Source organism: Amycolatopsis sp. cmx-4-61 (genome assembly GCF_046548775.1).
Classification (GTDB): Bacteria; Actinomycetota; Actinomycetes; order Mycobacteriales; family Pseudonocardiaceae; genus Amycolatopsis.
Genome location: NZ_JAEBEI010000011.1, coordinates 235396 through 251703, shown reverse-complemented (window position 1 = coordinate 251703; position 16308 = coordinate 235396). Strand labels below are relative to the sequence as shown.

General features: G+C 72.6%; 16 protein-coding genes. 8 read left to right on the top strand and 8 right to left on the bottom strand.

Features of this window, described 5'->3' with window-relative positions; all coding sequences use genetic code 11:
* Positions 1-45 precede the first annotated feature (45 nt).
* Positions 46-879: an SCO6745 family protein gene (locus tag ACLJOU_RS28590; protein WP_410571490.1), complete on the bottom strand. Its 834-nt coding sequence runs from the start codon at positions 877-879 to the stop codon at positions 46-48.
* A 219-nt stretch (positions 880-1098) separates the two neighbouring features.
* Between ACLJOU_RS28590 and ACLJOU_RS28585 the strand changes: the two genes are divergently transcribed.
* The 4 genes from ACLJOU_RS28585 to ACLJOU_RS28570 all read left to right on the top strand — a co-directional run bounded on the left by ACLJOU_RS28585 (position 1099) and on the right by ACLJOU_RS28570 (position 5654).
* Positions 1099-2490 carry an amino acid permease gene (locus ACLJOU_RS28585; RefSeq protein WP_410571488.1) on the top strand — a complete coding sequence of 464 codons (1392 nt, stop codon included), beginning with the start codon at positions 1099-1101 and terminating at the stop codon, positions 2488-2490.
* Positions 2487-3230: a carbon-nitrogen hydrolase family protein gene (locus ACLJOU_RS28580; protein WP_410571486.1), complete on the top strand. Its 744-nt coding sequence runs from the start codon at positions 2487-2489 to the stop codon at positions 3228-3230. Before ACLJOU_RS28585 ends, ACLJOU_RS28580 begins: the two co-directional genes overlap by 4 nt.
* On the top strand, positions 3227-4918 hold the full coding sequence (locus tag ACLJOU_RS28575) for a flavin monoamine oxidase family protein (RefSeq protein WP_410571484.1): 1692 nt from the start codon (positions 3227-3229) through the stop codon (positions 4916-4918). The genes ACLJOU_RS28580 and ACLJOU_RS28575 overlap by 4 nt, the downstream gene beginning before the upstream one ends.
* 91 nt (positions 4919-5009) lie before the next feature.
* On the top strand, positions 5010-5654 hold the full coding sequence (locus ACLJOU_RS28570) for a TetR/AcrR family transcriptional regulator (RefSeq protein WP_410571483.1): 645 nt from the start codon (positions 5010-5012) through the stop codon (positions 5652-5654).
* A 108-nt stretch (positions 5655-5762) separates the two neighbouring features.
* On the opposite strand, the gene ACLJOU_RS28565 is transcribed toward ACLJOU_RS28570, so the two are convergent.
* Positions 5763-6494, bottom strand: a complete 732-nt coding sequence (locus ACLJOU_RS28565) for a TetR/AcrR family transcriptional regulator (protein ID WP_410571482.1) — start codon at positions 6492-6494, stop codon at positions 5763-5765.
* Positions 6495-6561: 67 nt separating this feature from the next.
* Here ACLJOU_RS28565 and ACLJOU_RS28560 point away from each other — a divergent pair, with 67 nt between their 5' ends.
* Entirely contained in the window at positions 6562-7428 is an 867-nt protein-coding gene (locus ACLJOU_RS28560; RefSeq protein WP_410571481.1) for an alpha/beta fold hydrolase, read from the top strand.
* A 469-nt stretch (positions 7429-7897) separates the two neighbouring features.
* Here the strand turns inward: ACLJOU_RS28560 and ACLJOU_RS28555 are convergent, their stop codons facing one another.
* Positions 7898-9121, bottom strand: a complete 1224-nt coding sequence (locus tag ACLJOU_RS28555; RefSeq protein ID WP_410571480.1) for a PucR family transcriptional regulator — start codon at positions 9119-9121, stop codon at positions 7898-7900.
* Between the two features lie 111 nt (positions 9122-9232).
* On the opposite strand from ACLJOU_RS28555, the gene ACLJOU_RS28550 reads away from it, so the two are divergent.
* Positions 9233-10087 (top strand): SGNH/GDSL hydrolase family protein, encoded by an 855-nt coding sequence (locus ACLJOU_RS28550; RefSeq protein ID WP_410571570.1) that lies wholly within the window; start codon positions 9233-9235, stop codon positions 10085-10087.
* Here the strand turns inward: ACLJOU_RS28550 and ACLJOU_RS28545 are convergent.
* Together ACLJOU_RS28545 and ACLJOU_RS28540 are read right to left on the bottom strand one after the other, a co-directional pair.
* The gene (locus ACLJOU_RS28545) at positions 10077-10595 is read right to left on the bottom strand and encodes a pyridoxamine 5'-phosphate oxidase family protein (protein ID WP_410571479.1); all 519 of its coding nucleotides are present in this window, start codon (positions 10593-10595) and stop codon (positions 10077-10079) included. The two genes, ACLJOU_RS28550 and ACLJOU_RS28545, sit on opposite strands and share 11 nt — an antisense overlap.
* Positions 10592-11581, bottom strand: a complete 990-nt coding sequence (locus ACLJOU_RS28540) for an LLM class F420-dependent oxidoreductase (protein ID WP_410571477.1) — start codon at positions 11579-11581, stop codon at positions 10592-10594. The genes ACLJOU_RS28545 and ACLJOU_RS28540 overlap by 4 nt, the downstream gene beginning before the upstream one ends.
* Positions 11582-12114: 533 nt before the next feature.
* Here ACLJOU_RS28540 and ACLJOU_RS28535 point away from each other — a divergent pair.
* Positions 12115-12300, top strand: coding sequence for a DUF5302 domain-containing protein (locus tag ACLJOU_RS28535; protein WP_410571475.1), 186 nt, complete (start codon positions 12115-12117; stop codon positions 12298-12300).
* 141 nt (positions 12301-12441) lie between these two features.
* On the opposite strand, the gene ACLJOU_RS28530 is transcribed toward ACLJOU_RS28535, so the two are convergent.
* Positions 12442-13374, bottom strand: coding sequence for an MBL fold metallo-hydrolase (locus tag ACLJOU_RS28530; protein WP_410571473.1), 933 nt, complete (start codon positions 13372-13374; stop codon positions 12442-12444).
* A gap of 84 nt (positions 13375-13458) precedes the next feature.
* On the opposite strand from ACLJOU_RS28530, the gene ACLJOU_RS28525 reads away from it, so the two are divergent.
* On the top strand, positions 13459-14403 hold the full coding sequence (locus ACLJOU_RS28525; protein WP_410571472.1) for a LysR substrate-binding domain-containing protein: 945 nt from the start codon (positions 13459-13461) through the stop codon (positions 14401-14403).
* On the opposite strand, the gene ACLJOU_RS28520 is transcribed toward ACLJOU_RS28525, so the two are convergent.
* A complete protein-coding gene (locus ACLJOU_RS28520; protein WP_410571471.1) occupies positions 14388-15188 on the bottom strand; it encodes a serine hydrolase in 801 nt (266 codons plus the stop codon). The genes ACLJOU_RS28525 and ACLJOU_RS28520 overlap by 16 nt on opposite strands.
* Entirely contained in the window at positions 15185-16258 is a 1074-nt protein-coding gene (locus tag ACLJOU_RS28515) for a Glu/Leu/Phe/Val dehydrogenase dimerization domain-containing protein (protein WP_410571469.1), read from the bottom strand. Before ACLJOU_RS28515 ends, ACLJOU_RS28520 begins: the two co-directional genes overlap by 4 nt.
* Positions 16259-16308: the final 50 nt, after the last annotated feature.

Here is a 16308-nt window from a genome sequence, read left to right as displayed (position 1 = left end):
GGGTGATGACCCTCTGAACACGGGTGATGGCTCGGGAAGCTCGGGTCACATCGGGAAGGTGGCTCGGAAGGTCTTCGAGATCGGTTCGAGGTCGGCGACGAGGTGGTCGAGCTCGGTGGGGGTCAGGGCGTGGTACGGGGCCTCCGCGAGGCGGTCGGTCAGGGCCTCGACGCGGTCCTTGGTGGCCCGGCCCTCGGTGGTGAGCCAGCCGTCGGAGCCGACGAGACCGCGGGCGCGCATGCCGTCGATGACCGCGTCCAGCTGCGCGGCCGGGAGGTGCCAGACGCGGCCGAAGTCCTGCGGGCGCATGCCGGCGGAAAGGGCGTGGAGCACGTGGGCCTCCGTTCCGCCGATGCCCTCGGCCACCAGGGCGACGATGTGGCCGTCGCCGCGGTGCTCGCGCAGCAGGGTCGCGGCGTGCCACAGCCGGGCCACCGGCTCCTGCGGGACCGGCAGCGCGCGCAACGCGGCGTAGAGCGCGCGTCCCTCGACCGGCGCGCTGGTCGCCGCCTTCAGCAGCAGGTGGCCGGCCCGCGCGACGGCGGGGTCGTCGGCGAGGTCGCCGAGGATCCGGCGCATCCCCGCGACGCAGCCCCGCTCGCGGGCCGCCAGCGCCGCCTCGGGCGTGGTCAGCTCCCACACCCGCGGGAGGTGGCGGGCCACCTCGCCGGGGGCGAAGTTGTAGAAGATCGCGTGGACGACCTCCGCCGGCACCCCGCGGCCCAGCGGCGCGGCCCGCCCGGCGAAGTAGGCGTCCCAAACGTTGCGCAGGCCCAGCGCCATCAGGGCTTCGTCCGACTCGTCGGCGAAGTAGGGCACGAGGCCGATCGGCTCGACCAGGTCGTACATGCGGTGGGCGACGGGCTCCGGGTGCGACATCTCAGTCCCCTTGGCGGTTCCGGCGGCGCCCTCGTGACGGCCGCTCACCCCCTCCACGAACGGCACACCGGCGATCCGACATCGTCCGGCCACCGAAAATCGAACTCGGAACGAATCGCCAGGATTCGACGTCGATGTGCAATGAATCACCTGTGATTCATCTGTACGCGCAACGTCCTCGTGTTTTGCCCGCCCGAAACGGCCGTTACCGTCGTCGGCATGACTTTGCGAGCCGCGACGGTGCGGCGGAAACCGGTCGCCGACCTGGTCGCCAAAGGTGATCATGGCACGCTGAAGCGGTCGCTCGGCCTCGGCCAGCTCACCATGCTCAGCATCGGGGCGACGCTCGGCAGCGGCATCTTCGTCGTGCTCGGCGAAGCCGTCCCGGTGGCCGGCCCGGCGGTGGTCCTTTCGTTCGTGCTCGCCGGCGTCACGGCGTTGTTCTCGGCGCTGTCCTACGCCGAGCTCGCCGGGATGATCCCGCTGTCCGGTTCGTCCTACTCCTACACCTACGCCACGCTCGGCGAGCTCGTCGCCTGGGTCTGCGGGTGGTGCCTGGTGCTCGAATACGGCGTCTCGGTGGCGTCGGTCGCCGTCGGCTGGGGCCAGTACCTGAACGAACTGCTGCGGCTGGCCTTCGGCTTCGCCATCCCGGACGCGCTCAGCCAGCCGCCCGGCTCGGGCGGCGTGGTCAACGTGCCCGCCATCCTCGTCGTGGTCCTCGCGATGGTGCTGCTGCTGTCCGGGGCGAAGGAGAGCGCGCGGGCCAACGTGGTCATGGTCGTGGTGAAGATCGGCACGCTGGTGCTCTTCTGCGCGATCGCCTTCAGCGCGGTGCAGGCGAAGAACTTCACGCCGTTCCTGCCGCTGGGGCTGGCCGGGCTGAGCGCCGGTGGGGCCAAGCTGTTCTTCTCCTACATCGGCTTCGACGCGGCCTCGACCGCCGGCGAGGAGGCGAAGAACCCGCAGCGCGACCTACCGCGGGCGATCCTGCTCTCCCTCGGCATCGTCACCGTGCTGTACTGCCTGGTCGCCGTGGCCGCCGTCGGCGCACTGCCGTGGCAGCAGTTCGACGGCCAGGAAGCCGCGCTCTCGCATGTGCTCGACGTCGTCTCGGACAACCCGTTCTGGGCCGGGCTGCTGGCCGTCGGCGCGATCGTGGCCATCTCCAGCGTCGTGCTGACCGTCCTCTACGGGCAGACGCGCATCCTGTTCGCCATGTCCCGCAACGGACTCGTCCCGGCCGCCTTATCCAAAGTGGACGCCAAGACCGGCTCCCCGCGGATCAACACCCTAGTGGTCTCCGCCTTCGTCGCCGCACTGGCCGCGTTCATCCCGCTGGGGAAGCTGGCCGACGCCACCAGCATCGGGACGCTGTTCGCGTTCGGGCTGGTCAACGTGGCCGTCCTGCTGCTGCGCAGGCGCCAGCCCGACCGCCCGCGCTCGTTCCGCGTCCCGCTTTCGCCGGTGACGCCGATCCTGGGCGTGCTCTGCTGCGCGTACATGATGCTCAGCCTCGACGGCGCCACCTGGCTGGTCTTCGGCGCCTGGATGGTCCTCGGCCTGCTGTTCTACTTCGGCTACGGGATCCGGAAGTCGAGGCTGGCGTGAGGGTCGCGATCCACCAGGGCCCGCTCGGCGACCTGCGCGGAACCGACGCCGGCCTCGTCGTCACCGCGGAGATGAGCACCACCGGCTACCACATCGGCGCGCGCACGCACGAGCTCGCCGAGCCCGCCGACGGTCCCACCGCCACCCGGATGGCCGAGCTGGCCCGGCGCCTGGGCGCCGCACTGGCGTACGGCTACCCGGAAACCGACGGCGAGCACGTCTACAACAGCGTCCAGCTCGTCGACGCGACCGGGCGGCGGCTGGCCAACTACCGCAAGACGCACCTCTTCGGCGACCTCGACCGGGCGTGGTTCACCCCCGGCGACGAAGCCGTGGTGCAGGCCGACCTCGGCGGCGTCCGGGTCGGGCTGCTGATCTGCTACGACGTCGAGTTCCCGGAACTGGTCCGCGCGCACGCGCTCGCCGGCACCGAGCTGCTGGTCGTGCCGACCGCGCTGATGCACCCGTACGAGCTGGTCGCCGACACGCTCGTGCCCGCGCGGGCCTACGAGAGCCAGTTGTTCGTCGCCTACGCGAACCGCTGCGACACCGAGCAGGAGCTGACCTACTGCGGGCGGTCCTGCGTCGTGGCCCCGACCGGCGAGGTGCTGGCCCGCGCCGGTGCCGGGCCCGGGGTGATCGCCGCCGACGTCACGCGGGCCGCCCTGACCGCGTCCCGCCTGGAGAACACCCACCTGGCCGACCGACGGCCCGAACTGTACCGAGGAACCACCGCATGACCTCCGCCGTCCCGACCGCGATCCACCACGACGAACCGGCGGGCCGCCCGATCACCATGTTCGGCCCGGACTTCCCGTTCGCCTACGACGACTACCTCGCCCACCCCGCCGGCCTCGGCTCGCTGCCCGCCGACCGGCACGGCACCGAGGTGGCGGTGATCGGCGGCGGCCTCTCGGGCATCGTCACCGCGTACGAACTGATGAAGCTGGGCCTGCGGCCGGTGGTGTACGAGATCGCCGAGCTCGGCGGCCGGCTGCGGACCGTGCGGTTCCCGGGCTGCCCGGACGACGTCGTCGCCGAGATGGGCGCGATGCGCTTCCCGCCCGCGTCGACCGCGCTCTTCCACTACATCGACAAGGTCGGGCTGGCGACCACGCCGTTCCCGAACCCGCTGGCGCCGGGGACGCCGAGCACCGTCGTGGACCTGAAGGGACAGAGCCACTACGCGCGCACCCCGGAGGAGCTGCCCGCCGTCTTCCGAGAGGTCGCCGCGGCCTGGGACCGGACACTGGCCGAGCACGCCTCCTTCGCCGAGATGCAGACGGCGATCCGCGACCGCGACGCGAAGACGATCAAGCGGCTCTGGAACGAGCTCGTCCCGCGGCTGGACAACCAGACGTTCTACGGCTTCCTCTGCGACTCCCCCGAATTCGCCTCCTTCCGCCACCGCGAGATCTTCGGCCAGGTGGGCTTCGGCACCGGCGGCTGGGACACCGACTTCCCGAACTCCATCCTGGAGATCCTGCGGGTGGTCTACACCGGAGCCGACGACGAGCACCGCAGCATCACCGGCGGCAGCAGGCAGCTGCCGCTGCGGCTGTGGGAGCACGCGCCGGAAGACATCGCGTTCTGGCCGGTGGGCACCAGCCTCAGCACGCTGCACGGCGGACGGCCGCGGCCCGGTGTCGCGCGGCTGCACCGCACGGCACCGGCCAACATCACCGTGACGGACGCGTGCGGCCACATCCGGACGTTCCCGGCCGCGGTGTTCACCGCGCAGAGCTGGATGCTGCTGTCCAACATCGAGTGCGACGAAGCGCTGTTCCCCATCGACCACTGGACGGCGATCGAGCGCACGCACTACATGGCGTCGTCGAAGGTGTTCGTGCCGGTCGACCGGCCGTTCTGGCTGGACCGCGACCCGGCCACCGGCCGCGACGCGATGAGCATGACGCTCACCGACCGGATGCCGCGCGGCACGTACCTGCTCGGCGACGACCCGGCGAAGCCCGCGGTGATCTGCCTGTCGTACACGTGGGCCGACGACTCGCTGAAGTGGCTGCCGCTGCCGGTGGGCGAGCGCGTCGAGGTCATGCTGCAGTCGCTGCGCGAGATCTACCCGGGCGTCGACGTCCGGCGGCACATCATCGGCGACCCGGTGACGGTGTCGTGGGAGGCCGAGCCGCACTTCATGGGCGCGTTCAAGGCGAACCTGCCCGGCCACTACCGTTACCAGCAGCGGCTGTTCACCCACTTCGTGCAGGACGACCTGGAACCGCGGTACCGCGGCCTGTTCCTGGCCGGCGACGACATCTCGTGGACGGCGGGGTGGGCCGAGGGCGCGGTGCAGACCGCGCTGAACGCCGTGTGGGGCGTGCTGCACCACTTCGGCGGGGCGACCGATCCGGCGAACCCGGGCCCGGGTGACGGCTTCGCGGACATCGCCCCGATCACGCTGCCGGACTGACCGTGCCCCGATAGTGGGATCGGGGTGGCGGCACATCCGACATCGTGCTGACTACCCTGCTCGGCGCAACGGCCCGTGCGACGATGGGCGGATGAACACCGAGCCGGCGCCGAGATGGCGAAGACTGGAACCGGACGAACGGAAGGAACAGATCTACGCCTGTGCCGCGCGGCTGTTCGGTGAGCGTCCCTATTCCGCAGTGTCCACTTCGGACATAGCTGCGGCGGCCGGGGTCGCGCGGGGGCTGATCAACCACTACTTCGGCACCAAACGCGAGCTGTACCTGGAGATCATCCGCCGCGCGCTGACCGTGCCGCGGCTGGCCGTCGAGATCCTCCCCGACGGGCCGCTCGAACTGCGCGCCGACGTCGCCATCGAGTGGTTCCTCGACATGGTCACCAGCCAGGAGCGGATGTGGCTGGCCGCGATCGCGCCCGAGGGCATCGGCCGGGACCTCGAGGTGGAGCGCATCCTCGAAGAAGCGGACCGCGAATCCGCCGACCGCGTGCTGGAGGCCGTCGGGCTGTCCCGGACGAGCGAGCACGGGCCCGAGCTCAACGCGCTGGTGCGCGCGTTCGGCGGGATGGTGAAGTCCGCGGGCCGGGAGTGGCTCGTGCGCCGGTCACTGACCCGCGACCAGGTGCACCTGCTGCTGTCGAAGTCGCTCGTGACCCTCGTCGGCGAGATCTTCCCGGCCATCCAGGCGGAGCCGCCGGCCCCACGGCACGGCGAGTAGACCGAAGCCCCCGGCGCCACGAGGGGGAGGAGGGCGCCAGGGGCTCCGGGTCAGTGGGCGAACCACCGACGCAGGGCCACGGTACGCCGCGGCGCTGTCAAGTCGCTGTCAGCCTTCGCCGCCCGATTCGCGAAGTTCGTCCAAGCGGTGCGCGAGCCCGTCGAGGCACCGCCGGACCGCGTAGTCGTAGAGCTGCGCGTAGTACCCCGACGCGAGGTCCGGGTCACCCATCAGGTCGTGCATCGCCGCGCCCAGTTCGGCCATCCCCGGCAGGTCGGCCCGCTCGCGGTAGGTCGCGTACTCCTCGGTGTTGTCGATCCGCAGGGCGAGCGCGCCGTCGCGGTCGTCCTCCATGGCGACGAACTGGCAGGCGGTCATCAGCAGGAGGTTGTAGGCCAGCACGCTTTCGCGGCCGAACCCGGCGTCCAGCAGCACGCCGATGCCCGCGTCGATGGTGCGGGTGGCCGCCTTGACGGACGGGCCGAACAGCGCCAGCCGCCGCGCGCAGCCCGGGTAGGTACGCAGCACCGCGCGCAGACCGGCCAGCAGCTCGGTGAACCACTCCTGCCACGGCAGCCGCTCCGCCGGCAGCTCGATCAGCCCGACGACCCGGTCGACGACGGCGTTGACCACCGCGTCCCGGTCGCCGACGTGGTGGTAGATCACCGCCGGGTAGGCCTCGACCGCGCGGGCGAGCTCCCGCAGCGTCCAGTTGTCCAGGCCGCGCTGGGCGGTGAGGGCGGTGGCCGCGCTGACGATGGAGTCGGCCGTCAGCGCCGGCAGCCCGGCCGCGGCCCGCGACCGGGGCCGCTGTCCGGTGCCCGAAGATGAGGGAGGCATGGGGAGTAACCGTAACGGCACCGCCCGGCCGGGTGCCAGCTCCGCACGGGTACGGCAGGATCGGGGCATGGCACGCGCACAGGCCAACGGTCTCGAGCTCGAGTACGACACTTTCGGCGATCCGGCGGCCCCGCCGCTGGTCCTGGTGATGGGCCTCGGCGCCCAGATGATCACCTGGGAGGAGGACTTCTGCGAGCTGCTCGCCGGCCGCGGGTTCTTCGTCGTGCGCTACGACAACCGGGACGTCGGGCTCTCGACGTGGCTCGACCACCTGCCCCCGCCGGACCTGGCCGCGCTGGCCGCGGGCGATCTGTCGAGTGCGCCGTACACGCTTTCGGACATGGCGGACGACGCCGTCGGGCTCTTCGACGCGCTGGGCATTTCCCGCGCGCACGTGGTGGGGGCGTCGATGGGCGGGATGATCGTGCAGCAGCTGGCCATCGACCACCCGGACCGGCTGCTGTCGGTCACATCGATCATGTCGACGACCGGCGATCCGTCGGTCGGGCGGGCCGAGCCGTGGGCGCTGGCGCTGCTGACGCGTCCCCCGGCGTCGACCCGCGAACAAGCGCTCGCCGACAGCGTCGAGGGCTACCGGCGGCTGGGCTCCCCCGGCTACCCGGACGACGAGGCGTTCCTGCTGGCCAAGGCGGCGGTGCACTACGACCGCGCCCGCCACCCGGTGGGCACGCTGCGCCACGCGGCGGCGGTGGTGGCATCGGGCGACCGCACCGCCCGCCTTCGGGACGTCCGGCTGCCGGCCCTGGTCGTCCACGGCGACGCGGACCCGCTGATCAACGTGAGCGGCGGCAAGGCGACGGCGGAGGCGATCCCGGGCGCGGAGCTGGTGGTGATCCCGGGCATGGGCCACAACCTGCCGCGCGCGGTCTGGCCCCAGCTCGCCGACGCGATCGCGGGTGTGGCAGGTCAGTAGGGCGTAACGAACCGAGGGCCAGGGCGTAGGTGCCGTGTCCTGGCTCACGCTGGTGCCCCGTCACCGGAGCTTTGGCCCACGCCGTGTCGACCCTCCAATCACGCGAGTCGACCCTCCAATCACGTGAGTCGACTCTCCGATCACGCGAGTCGACTCTCTAATCACGTGAGTCGACTCTCCGATCACGGGTACTGACCGTCCGGGTACGCGAGTTCGCCGGCCGAGTGCTCCGAGTTCCGTGAGGCAGGCCGCCCACCCCTTGCGAACCGACCTCCCGGGCGCGCCGGTTCGCCGACCGGTGCCCGGCGCCCGTGATCGAAAGGTCGACACGCGTGATCAGGAGGTCGACACGCGTGATTGGAGGGTCGACACGCGTGATTGGAGGGTCGACACGCGTGCTTGGAGGCGGAACTCGCGTGACTGGGTGGGCATCTCGCGTGTCTGGAGGGGCGTCTCGGGTGGGGGCGGGTCAGGGGTGGGTGGCGCGGCGGGCGGCGGAGGCCGCGAGGATGCGGGGCAAGCCCGCCGGGTGGAGGGGGTCGATGCCCGTGAGGTCGCGGATGCGGCGGAGGCGGTAGTCCACCGTGTTGGGGTGGACGTGGAGCCGGGCCGCCGTGCGGCGGCGGTTCGTCTCCAGCCGCAGGTACGCGTCCAGCGTTTCCACCAGCTCCGGGTGGGCGTCCAGCGGGTCGAGCGCCGCCGCGAGGCGGTCGCGGGCCGCGCCCGGGCGGGTCAGCTGGTACTCCACCAGGACGTCGTCGAGGTGGTACAGGCCCGGCGGCCGGCCGAACCACCGCAGCACGTCCAGCACCTCGCCGGTCTGCGCCGCCACCGCCCGGACCTCCGGCGGCGCCGCCGTTTCCGCCGCCGCCAGCACGGTGACGCCCGCCGCGCGCCCGGCCGCGTCGAGCACGGCGTGCCAGTCCGGCGCGCGGCCCGCCACCGGCAGCAGCACCAGCCCGCCCGGGCCGTCCAGGGACGCCAGCACCCCGTCGCCGCAGAACCGTTCGAACGCCGCGAGGAACCGCCGGAGCTTGCGGCGGACCGCGATCTCGGCGTCCACCTCCGGCGACTCCTCGTCCGCGTGCGGCCCGAGTTCGACGCTCAGCACGAGGTACCGCGCGGGCAGGGTGATCCCCGCGCTGCGGGCGACGACATCGACCGGGCCGCCGTCGACGAGCACCGACAGCAAACTCCGGCGCGCGGTGTGCTCCTGCCCGACCTTCGTGCGCAGCTCCTCCAGGTACCCGCGGGTGACCGCGCCGGTGACCGTGCCGACGAACGCCAGCACGCGGTCCGCGACCTCGAGGAGATCGGCGACGTCCGCACGGCCCGACGCAGCGGACCCGACGGCGAAGATCTCCCGCGCGCCGACGTGGTAGGCGGTCAGCACGGCCTCCAGCGGGAACCCCTCCTCGGCCCGCCGGACCGCGGACGCGCCGACCTGCCGCAGCTCGGCCGCGTTCAGGCCGCGGTCCTCGCGCAGGCTGCGCGCGAACGCCCGCACCGCCTGCCGCGTGATGCCCGCGATGTCACCGGCCAGTTCCTCGACCGGGAGCCGCCGGTAGTCGGCGACCTCGGCCTGGATCCGCGCGAGCACGCGGGATATCAGCTCGGGCTCCTCCCGGGCGAGCCGCTCGTGCACGCGCTGCCCGCCGAGGGTCAGGTCCCCGCCGCGTTTGTGCTCGGTCACAACCGATCCCCTCGTTCTCTGCCCGGATTCCCAGTCAATCCGGCCACGATCGGTGCCGATGGTGTCACGGAAACCAACAGCCGGCACAACGTCAAGGAGGACGGCGTGCGAGTGAGGACGACGGCGTTCATCGCGATCATGGTCACCGCGCTCACGAGCGCGACAGCGGGCACGGCGGGCACAGCCGGGGCGGAAACCGCCGGCGAGTACGTGGCACTGGGGGACTCCGCGGCGGCCGGGCCGCTGATCCCGCCGTGGGACCTCTCCTCCCCCGGCTGCCTCCGGTCGCTGCTGGACTACCCGCACGTCGCCGCGAAAGCCCTCGGCGTGCCGTTGAAGGACGTCACCTGCTCCGGCGCGACGACGGCGGACATGACCGCACCGCAGCAGACGCCGGCCGGCCCGGTGCCGCCGCAGCTGGACGCGTTGAGCGAGCAGACCCGCACGGTGACCGTGACCATCGGCGGCAACGACATCGGCCTGGTGGGGGCGGCGACGAGCTGCATCAACCTGCTGCCCGGCAGCAAGCCCGACTGCGTCGACCGGTACACCGCCGGCGGCCACGACCAGCTGGCCGAGAAGATCGCCGCGTTCGAGCCGGTGTGGGGTGCTCTGCTGGACGCGATCCACGCCAAGGCACCGAACGCCGGCGTTCACGTGGTCGGCTACGGCACCTACCTGCCGCCCGACGGCTGCTGGCCGATCGCGCCGCTGACCCCGCGCGACGCGAACTACATCCAGGGCAGCATCGACAGGACCAACGCCGCCCTGGCCCGCCAGGCCGCCGCGCACGGCGCGCACTACGTCGACGTGCGGACGGCCTCGATCGGCCACGACGTCTGCAAGCTGCCCGGCGTCAAGTGGTTCGAGAGTCTCGTCCCGACGTCGGTCGCCGCGCCGCTGCACCCGAACGTCGACGGCATGGTGGCCATCGGCGGGCTCGTCGCCTCGGCGGTCAGCGGGTGAAGTCCCAGCGGGTGGCGCCGTGGGGCGCGGCGGTGGCGACGCCGAAGGCCCGGTGCAGCGTGAGCCGGTACAGGTGCCAGGGCGCCGGGCCGGCGCTCGCCGCCATGAAAGGGGCGGTGAACCCCTCGTCCACCACCGTCGCGGGCCAGCCGCCCGATCGGTAGACGGCCGCCACGCGCTCGAGGGTGCCCGGCTCGGTGAGGCGGTGGGCCTCTCCTTCCATCGTGACGTCGATCCCGCGCAGCCGCACCGACACGGTGCACGCCGGGTTCACCGCCAGGTTGCGGGCCCGGCGGGTGCCGGGCCCGCTCACGAAGTACAGGGCGTCGTCCACCCAGATGGCCCCGACGCCGGCGACATGCGGCCGTCCGTCGGGGCGGACGGTCCCGACGAAGAACGTCAGGTCCTCCGCGGGGGTCTGGGTGGCGAGGAGGTCGCGCGCCCTGCTCCACGGCAGCGCCGCGGACCCGGATCGGTCGAGGTTCTGGGTTGCGTTGGGTTCGGTCATGCCCACGCGTCGAACGGGACGGCCGCGGATCGACACGCGGCGAGGGTCTTTTCGCCACCGGGGTCGTCGTCGCCGGTCGCGGGCACGATGGCCAGCTCGTCGAGCCCGGCCGCCGCGTATTCGGCGACCTTCGCGGCGATCTCGTCGCGGGTGCCGAAAAGCCCGACCGCGGCGACGGCTTCGGCAGGCACCGCGGCCAGGAGCTCACGCGGGTGCGGCCGGGTGCGCGCGAAGTCGACGAGGTCACCGAAGCCTTCCGCGCGGAACATGTCCGCGTAGCCGGGCGCGGCGAGGTAGCCGACCACGCCCCGGCGGAGCTGTTCGAGCTCGGCCGGTCCCGGGTCGGCCGCGGCGACCACCCACGCGGCCACCGGCGGCGGGGCGGTCCCGGCGCGCTGGGCGGCGGCACGCAGCCCGCGCACCAGCGTCGCCGCGGCCGCGGGGCTGACGAGGTTGACGACCATCCGGTCGGCGTGCCGCGCGGCGACCTCGAGCGCACGCGGCCCGAAGGCGGCGATCGTCAGCCGGGAGTGCGGGGCGGGCAACCGCAGCCGGTAGCCCCGCGAGCCGACGACCCGGCCGTCCACCGCGGACTTCTCGCCGGCCAGCAGCTGCCGGACCGCGACGGCGGACTCCGCCAGCGCCGTGGCCGGGTGGTCGCGGGAGCGGCCGTGCCAGCCGCGCACGACGACGTCACTCGACGTCCCGAGCGCGACGCCGGTCGTGCGGCCGGTCAGCGCGGCCACCGAGGCGACCCCCATGGCGATCGTCGCCGGGTCCCGCACGGTCACCGCCAACGGCCCGAAGGTCAGGGAAATCCGGGAGGTGGCCGCGCCGATCGCCGTGCCGAGCGCGAAGGCGTCCCACGTGGCCATCTCGCCGATCCACAGCTCCGGGTAGCCGGCGGCCTCGGCCGCGCGGGCGGTGTCCAGCGCCTCCTCGGGCGGCCGGTCCTGCCAGAGCCCCAGCGACACCGAAAGCTTCACGCCCACCCTCCCGACTCGAGTGCGGCCGGCCGGTTCGTCGTCCCCGGGGACGACGGACCGGCGCCCAGCCCAAGGCCGCCCCGGCGAGCGGTGCTCGCCGTACCCGGTCGCGGGTGGCACCCCCGGTGCCCGGCAGCACACCATACGGGGTGACGACCGGGTCACGCCGTCTGCTCGCACCCCTCCGGCGAGCAGAAGAGGTCGGCGTCCTGCGCACCGGGACGCGAAGACCCGCACGGACGCCCGCGACTACCGCCTGACGGCGAAGGGGCTGGCGTTCATCGCGGAGTGGTCTCGCGGGTTCGGGGTGGCGGATCAGGAACCGGACATCACGCTGCACCACGTCGAATGCGGCGAGCGCCTGCGCCCGATGCTGCTGTGCGACCACGGCGGCCGGCCGCTGACCCGCAAGTCCGTCCGGTTCGGCGGCGTGCCGTCGCCCAAACGCCGAAGGGTGACGAGAATCGGCTCGCCATCGGGTGGGAGTGATGCCAGGCTGGGGCGGTCACACGTCGTCGTTTTCGGAGGTAAGCATGAGTGAGCCGGACCCGTCGCCCAGCGGCGAGGAGGACGACGTCAAGCGCAAGTTCCGCGAGGCACTGGAGCGCAAGCAGGCGCACGCGCGCTCGGGAGCGTCGCACGAGAACGGCGGCGGCAAGAACCAGCACGCCCACGGGCCGGCGGCGAACAAGCGGACGTTCCGCCGCAAGAGCGGCTAGCGGTCAGGACCCGGGAGACACCCCCGCCCTTCCCTGGGGGGCGTCCCCGGGTCCAGTCTATCGCCCCGCGCCGACAAAGCCGCCCGAAAACGCTTCGGGCGGCTTGCTTGTCCACATCACGGCGTGGCTGTGGACAAGGCACTACGGCGTGAACTCGCCGAGGTGGTCCAGCACCACGAACCCGCTTTCCGGGCTCGCCGCCGCCACCGCTTTGCGCAGCACCTCCAGTCCCCCGTTCGGGTCATGTGCCTGTCCCAGCGGCAAGTCGAAATCGTCCCAGTGCGTCGCCGCCACCCAGCGTGGGTTTCCCAGTGTTCGCAGCAGCCGCGGGACGTAGTCCGTCACCTTCGCGCCGCCGGGTGGCAGCAGCACCACGTCCGGCCGCAGGCCCGCCAGCTCGGACTCGACGTAGTTCGAGCCGCCGAAATCGAGGACGCTCGCCCCGCCGCCGGACACCACGTACGCCAGTGTGCCGCCCTCCAGCAGGTCCGAGATCACCCGCGGGCGGTCGCGGCGGGACAGCGGCCGCGTGCCCGGGAACGCCACCTGCGCCCGGGTGCCCGTTGCCGAGTGCAGGGACCGCAGCACCCGGATCGAGTAGCCCTCGAAAGTCAGGTTCTCGCCGCCGGTCGCGATGGCCAGCTGGTCCTCCGGCGCACCCAGCGCCGCCATGAGACTCAAATGCGTCTCGGTGCCGATCACCGTGGCTCCGGTGCGCTGGGCGAGGTACGGGACGTCCGTGAGGTGGTCGTAGTGGCCGTGCGTCACCAGGATGTGGTCGGCGCGCAGATACCCGCGGTCCAGGTAGCCGTCGATCAGCCCGTGGTTCACCGAGAGCGGCGTGCGCGGGTCGGCGCCCTCCTTGGTGTACGTCCCCGTCTTGAACCGGGTCAGCCACGGGTCGATGAGGACGGTCTTCGGTCCGATGCGGACTTCCCAGCCGTTGTTGCCCCACCAGCGCAACGTCAGCCCGGAGCCCGAAGTCGCGCGGGCGGTGGCCGGGGCGCCCGCGAGGACGGCGGCCGCCGCCGCACCCACGCCGAACAGCCCGCGTCTGCTCAATCCCTTGTCCATACCGGAGACCCGACCACGACCCGCGGCCCGCTGTCCAAGATCGCGACGACGGCATGTCGATAGGTGAACGGCTATCGTCACAGCGTGGACCACCTCCGTTCGCTGCGGTACTTCCTCGTCGTCGCCGACGAACTGCACTTCGGCCGGGCCGCCGACCGGCTCGGGATCGCCCAGCCGCCGTTGAGCCAGCGCATCAAGCGGCTCGAAGCCGAGTTGGACGCGAAGCTGTTCGACCGCGGCCGCCGCGTCACGCTCACCGAAGCCGGCGAAGTGCTGCGCGCCGAAGCCCGCGACCTGCTCTCCCGCTGGGACCGCATGACGGCCCTGGTCGCGAAGGCCGAACGCGGGGAGCTGGACAGCCTGCGCGCGGGCGTGCCACCGGACCTGCCCGGCCGCGTGCTGGCCGCGATCCTGACGAAGTTCGCCGACACCTTCCCGGCCGTCCGGCTGGACCTGCAGGAGCTCACCACCGCCGAGCAGGCGCGGCTCCTGGCCGACCGCGAACTCGACGCCGGGCTGCTGCACGTGCCGGTGGACGTGGTCGGGCTCGACCTCGGGCCGGTCGTCGACACCCCGCTCGGCGTGGTCCTGCCCCGTGACTCGCCGCTCGCCCGCCGGGCCACGCTCTCCCTCGCCGACCTGGCCGGGGAAGGCCTGGTCCACACCCCGCGCGCCGCCGCGCCGGGCAGTTACGACGCGCTGCTGCGCACCTGCTGGGAACACGGGTTCCGGCCGGCGTCGGTCCGCCACGCCCGCAACCCCGAATTCGCCCTCGGTCTGGTGCTGGCCGGGCACGGCGTCGCCTTCGAGCCGAACGTCCGCAGGGAACCGCGGGTGGTCTGGCGGCCGCTCGAAGGCGAGGTGCTGCGGACCCGGCTGGCGTTCGCGTGGCCGTCGATCAGCCCGCACCCGCAGGCGGCGAAGCTGGGCGAAATCGCGGCCGGAATCCTGCAGGACGACGGCGTTTCGCGGATCGTGCCGCCGCCGCACGGCCCGCGGCCGTGGGACGTCTTCTACGACCGCAGCTGATCGACCGCGGTGCGGGCCGCATCGCCGATCGCACGGTCGATGTCCGGGCGCCGCAACGTCTCCGCCCCGCCGACGGTGAACACCGCGACCGCGTAGGCGGCGCCGTCCGGATAGGTCGCGACGCCGATTTCGTTGCGGATCCCCGGCATCGTGCCCGTCTTGCCCGCCACGGCCACTTCCGGCGGGAAGCCCGCGGTCAGCCGGTGCCAGCTGACCTGGGCGGACATCCACTCGCGGACGGGCGCGCCGGCGTCGTCGGCCCAGATCGCCGCCAGCAGCGTCGTCATCTCGCGGGGCGTGGTCGCGGACGTCCGCAGGGGATCCAGCGCCCGCACCGGGTGACCCGCCGACGTGTCCTCGACGATCGTGCGCAGCACGTCCCGCGGCGAACCGATCACCGTCGTGCGCGTCAGGCCGAGCTCGGCCAGCAACGACCGGACGTTGTCCACGCCGACGCGGTCGAACAGCAGGTCCGCGGCGGTGTTGTCGGACACCGAAAGGGCCAGCAGTGCCGCGTCCCGCAGGCTGTACGAAACGTCGTCGGCGAACCCCGCCGAACCGGTGCCGCCCAGGCGGTCCGCCGCCGACGCGCGCACCCGGTCGGTCGGGTCCAGCAGCCCGGCCGCGACCTGCCGGGCGAATTCGTACGCGAGCGCCACCTTCACCACCGACGCCAGGACGACCGGCGAGTCTTCGTCCAGCCCCACCGAATCCGAACCGCCGAGGCGGCGGGCGTGCAGGAAGCCCCGCACGCCCGCCGCCGCGAAGATCTCTTCGGGAGTCACCCCGTCATGATGGACCGCAGCCGCCCGACTTCCGCCATCCGCCGCTCCGCGAGCCGGTCGGCCGCCGTCGCCGGGGGCACGCCCTCGGTGTCCGCCAGCGCGAACACGGCCTTCGTCGTGTCGTAGATGGCCGTGGTCTTGCGCTTCGCGCGCTCGAAGTCGAAGCCGTGGCGCTCGTCGTCGACCTGGATCACGCCGCCCGCGTTGACCAGGTAGTCCGGGGCGTACAGGACACCGCGGTCGGCGAGCTGCTTGTCGATGCCCGCGTGCGCGAGCTGGTTGTTCGCCGCGCCGCAGACGATCCGGGCGCCCAGGACCGGCACGGTCTCGTCGTTCAGCACCCCGCCCAGCGCGCACGGGGCGAAGACGTCGAGCTCCGCACGCAGCAAGGTGTCCACATCGGACGCGACCTGCACGTCCGGGTGGCTCGAGCGGGTGCGCTCGATCGCCGGTTGGTGGACGTCGGTGATCGTGACCTGCGCCCCCGCCGCCACGAGGTGCCCGACGAGGATGTGGCCGACCTTGCCGACGCCGGCCACGCCGACGCGCTTGCCTGCCAGGTCCGGGCTGCCCCAAAGGTGCTCGGCCGAAGCCCGCATGCCCTGGAAGACGCCGAACGCGGTGAGCACGGACGAGTCGCCCGCGCCGCCGTCCTCGGGCGAGCGGCCGGTGACGTACTGGGACTCGCGGGCCACGACGTCCATGTCCTGCACGTACGTGCCCACGTCGCACGCCGTGATGTAGCGGCCGCCCAGGGACTGCACGAAGCGCCCGTACGCGCGCAGCAGCGCTTCGGACTTGAGCGTCTTCGGGTCGCCGATGATGACGGCCTTGCCGCCGCCGAGGTCGAGCCCCGCCAGCGCGTTCTTGTACGCCATGCCCTTGGACAGCGCGAGCACGTCGTCGAGTGCGGCCGCTTCGGTGGCGTAGGGGTAGAAGCGCGTCCCGCCGAGTGCGGGCCCGAGCGCGGTGGAGTAGATGCCGATGATGGCCTTGAGGCCACTGGCCTGGTCGTGGCAGTACACGACCTGTTCGTGCCCGGTGCCCCGGGCGAACACTCCTTCGGTCACGGTGGTGACTCCTTTGTCATCCGCGCCCGGTTTCGTGGCCGGGACGCGCG

Bases quoted from the DNA above. Each gene is read 5' to 3' on its own strand.
- ACLJOU_RS28585 (WP_410571488.1), top strand. From the start codon at position 1,099: ATGACTTTGCGAGCCGCGACGGTGCGGCGGAAACCGGTCGCCGACCTG.
- ACLJOU_RS28570 (WP_410571483.1), top strand. From the start codon at position 5,010: ATGAACACCGAGCCGGCGCCGAGATGGCGAAGACTGGAACCGGACGAA.
- ACLJOU_RS28545 (WP_410571479.1), bottom strand. From the start codon at position 10,595: ATGACCGAACCCAACGCAACCCAGAACCTCGACCGATCCGGGTCCGCG.
- ACLJOU_RS28575 (WP_410571484.1), top strand. From the start codon at position 3,227: ATGACCTCCGCCGTCCCGACCGCGATCCACCACGACGAACCGGCGGGC.
- ACLJOU_RS28535 (WP_410571475.1), top strand. From the start codon at position 12,115: ATGAGTGAGCCGGACCCGTCGCCCAGCGGCGAGGAGGACGACGTCAAG.
- ACLJOU_RS28560 (WP_410571481.1), top strand. From the start codon at position 6,562: ATGGCACGCGCACAGGCCAACGGTCTCGAGCTCGAGTACGACACTTTC.
- ACLJOU_RS28530 (WP_410571473.1), bottom strand. From the start codon at position 13,374: ATGGACAAGGGATTGAGCAGACGCGGGCTGTTCGGCGTGGGTGCGGCG.
- ACLJOU_RS28565 (WP_410571482.1), bottom strand. From the start codon at position 6,494: ATGCCTCCCTCATCTTCGGGCACCGGACAGCGGCCCCGGTCGCGGGCC.
- ACLJOU_RS28590 (WP_410571490.1), bottom strand. From the start codon at position 879: ATGTCGCACCCGGAGCCCGTCGCCCACCGCATGTACGACCTGGTCGAG.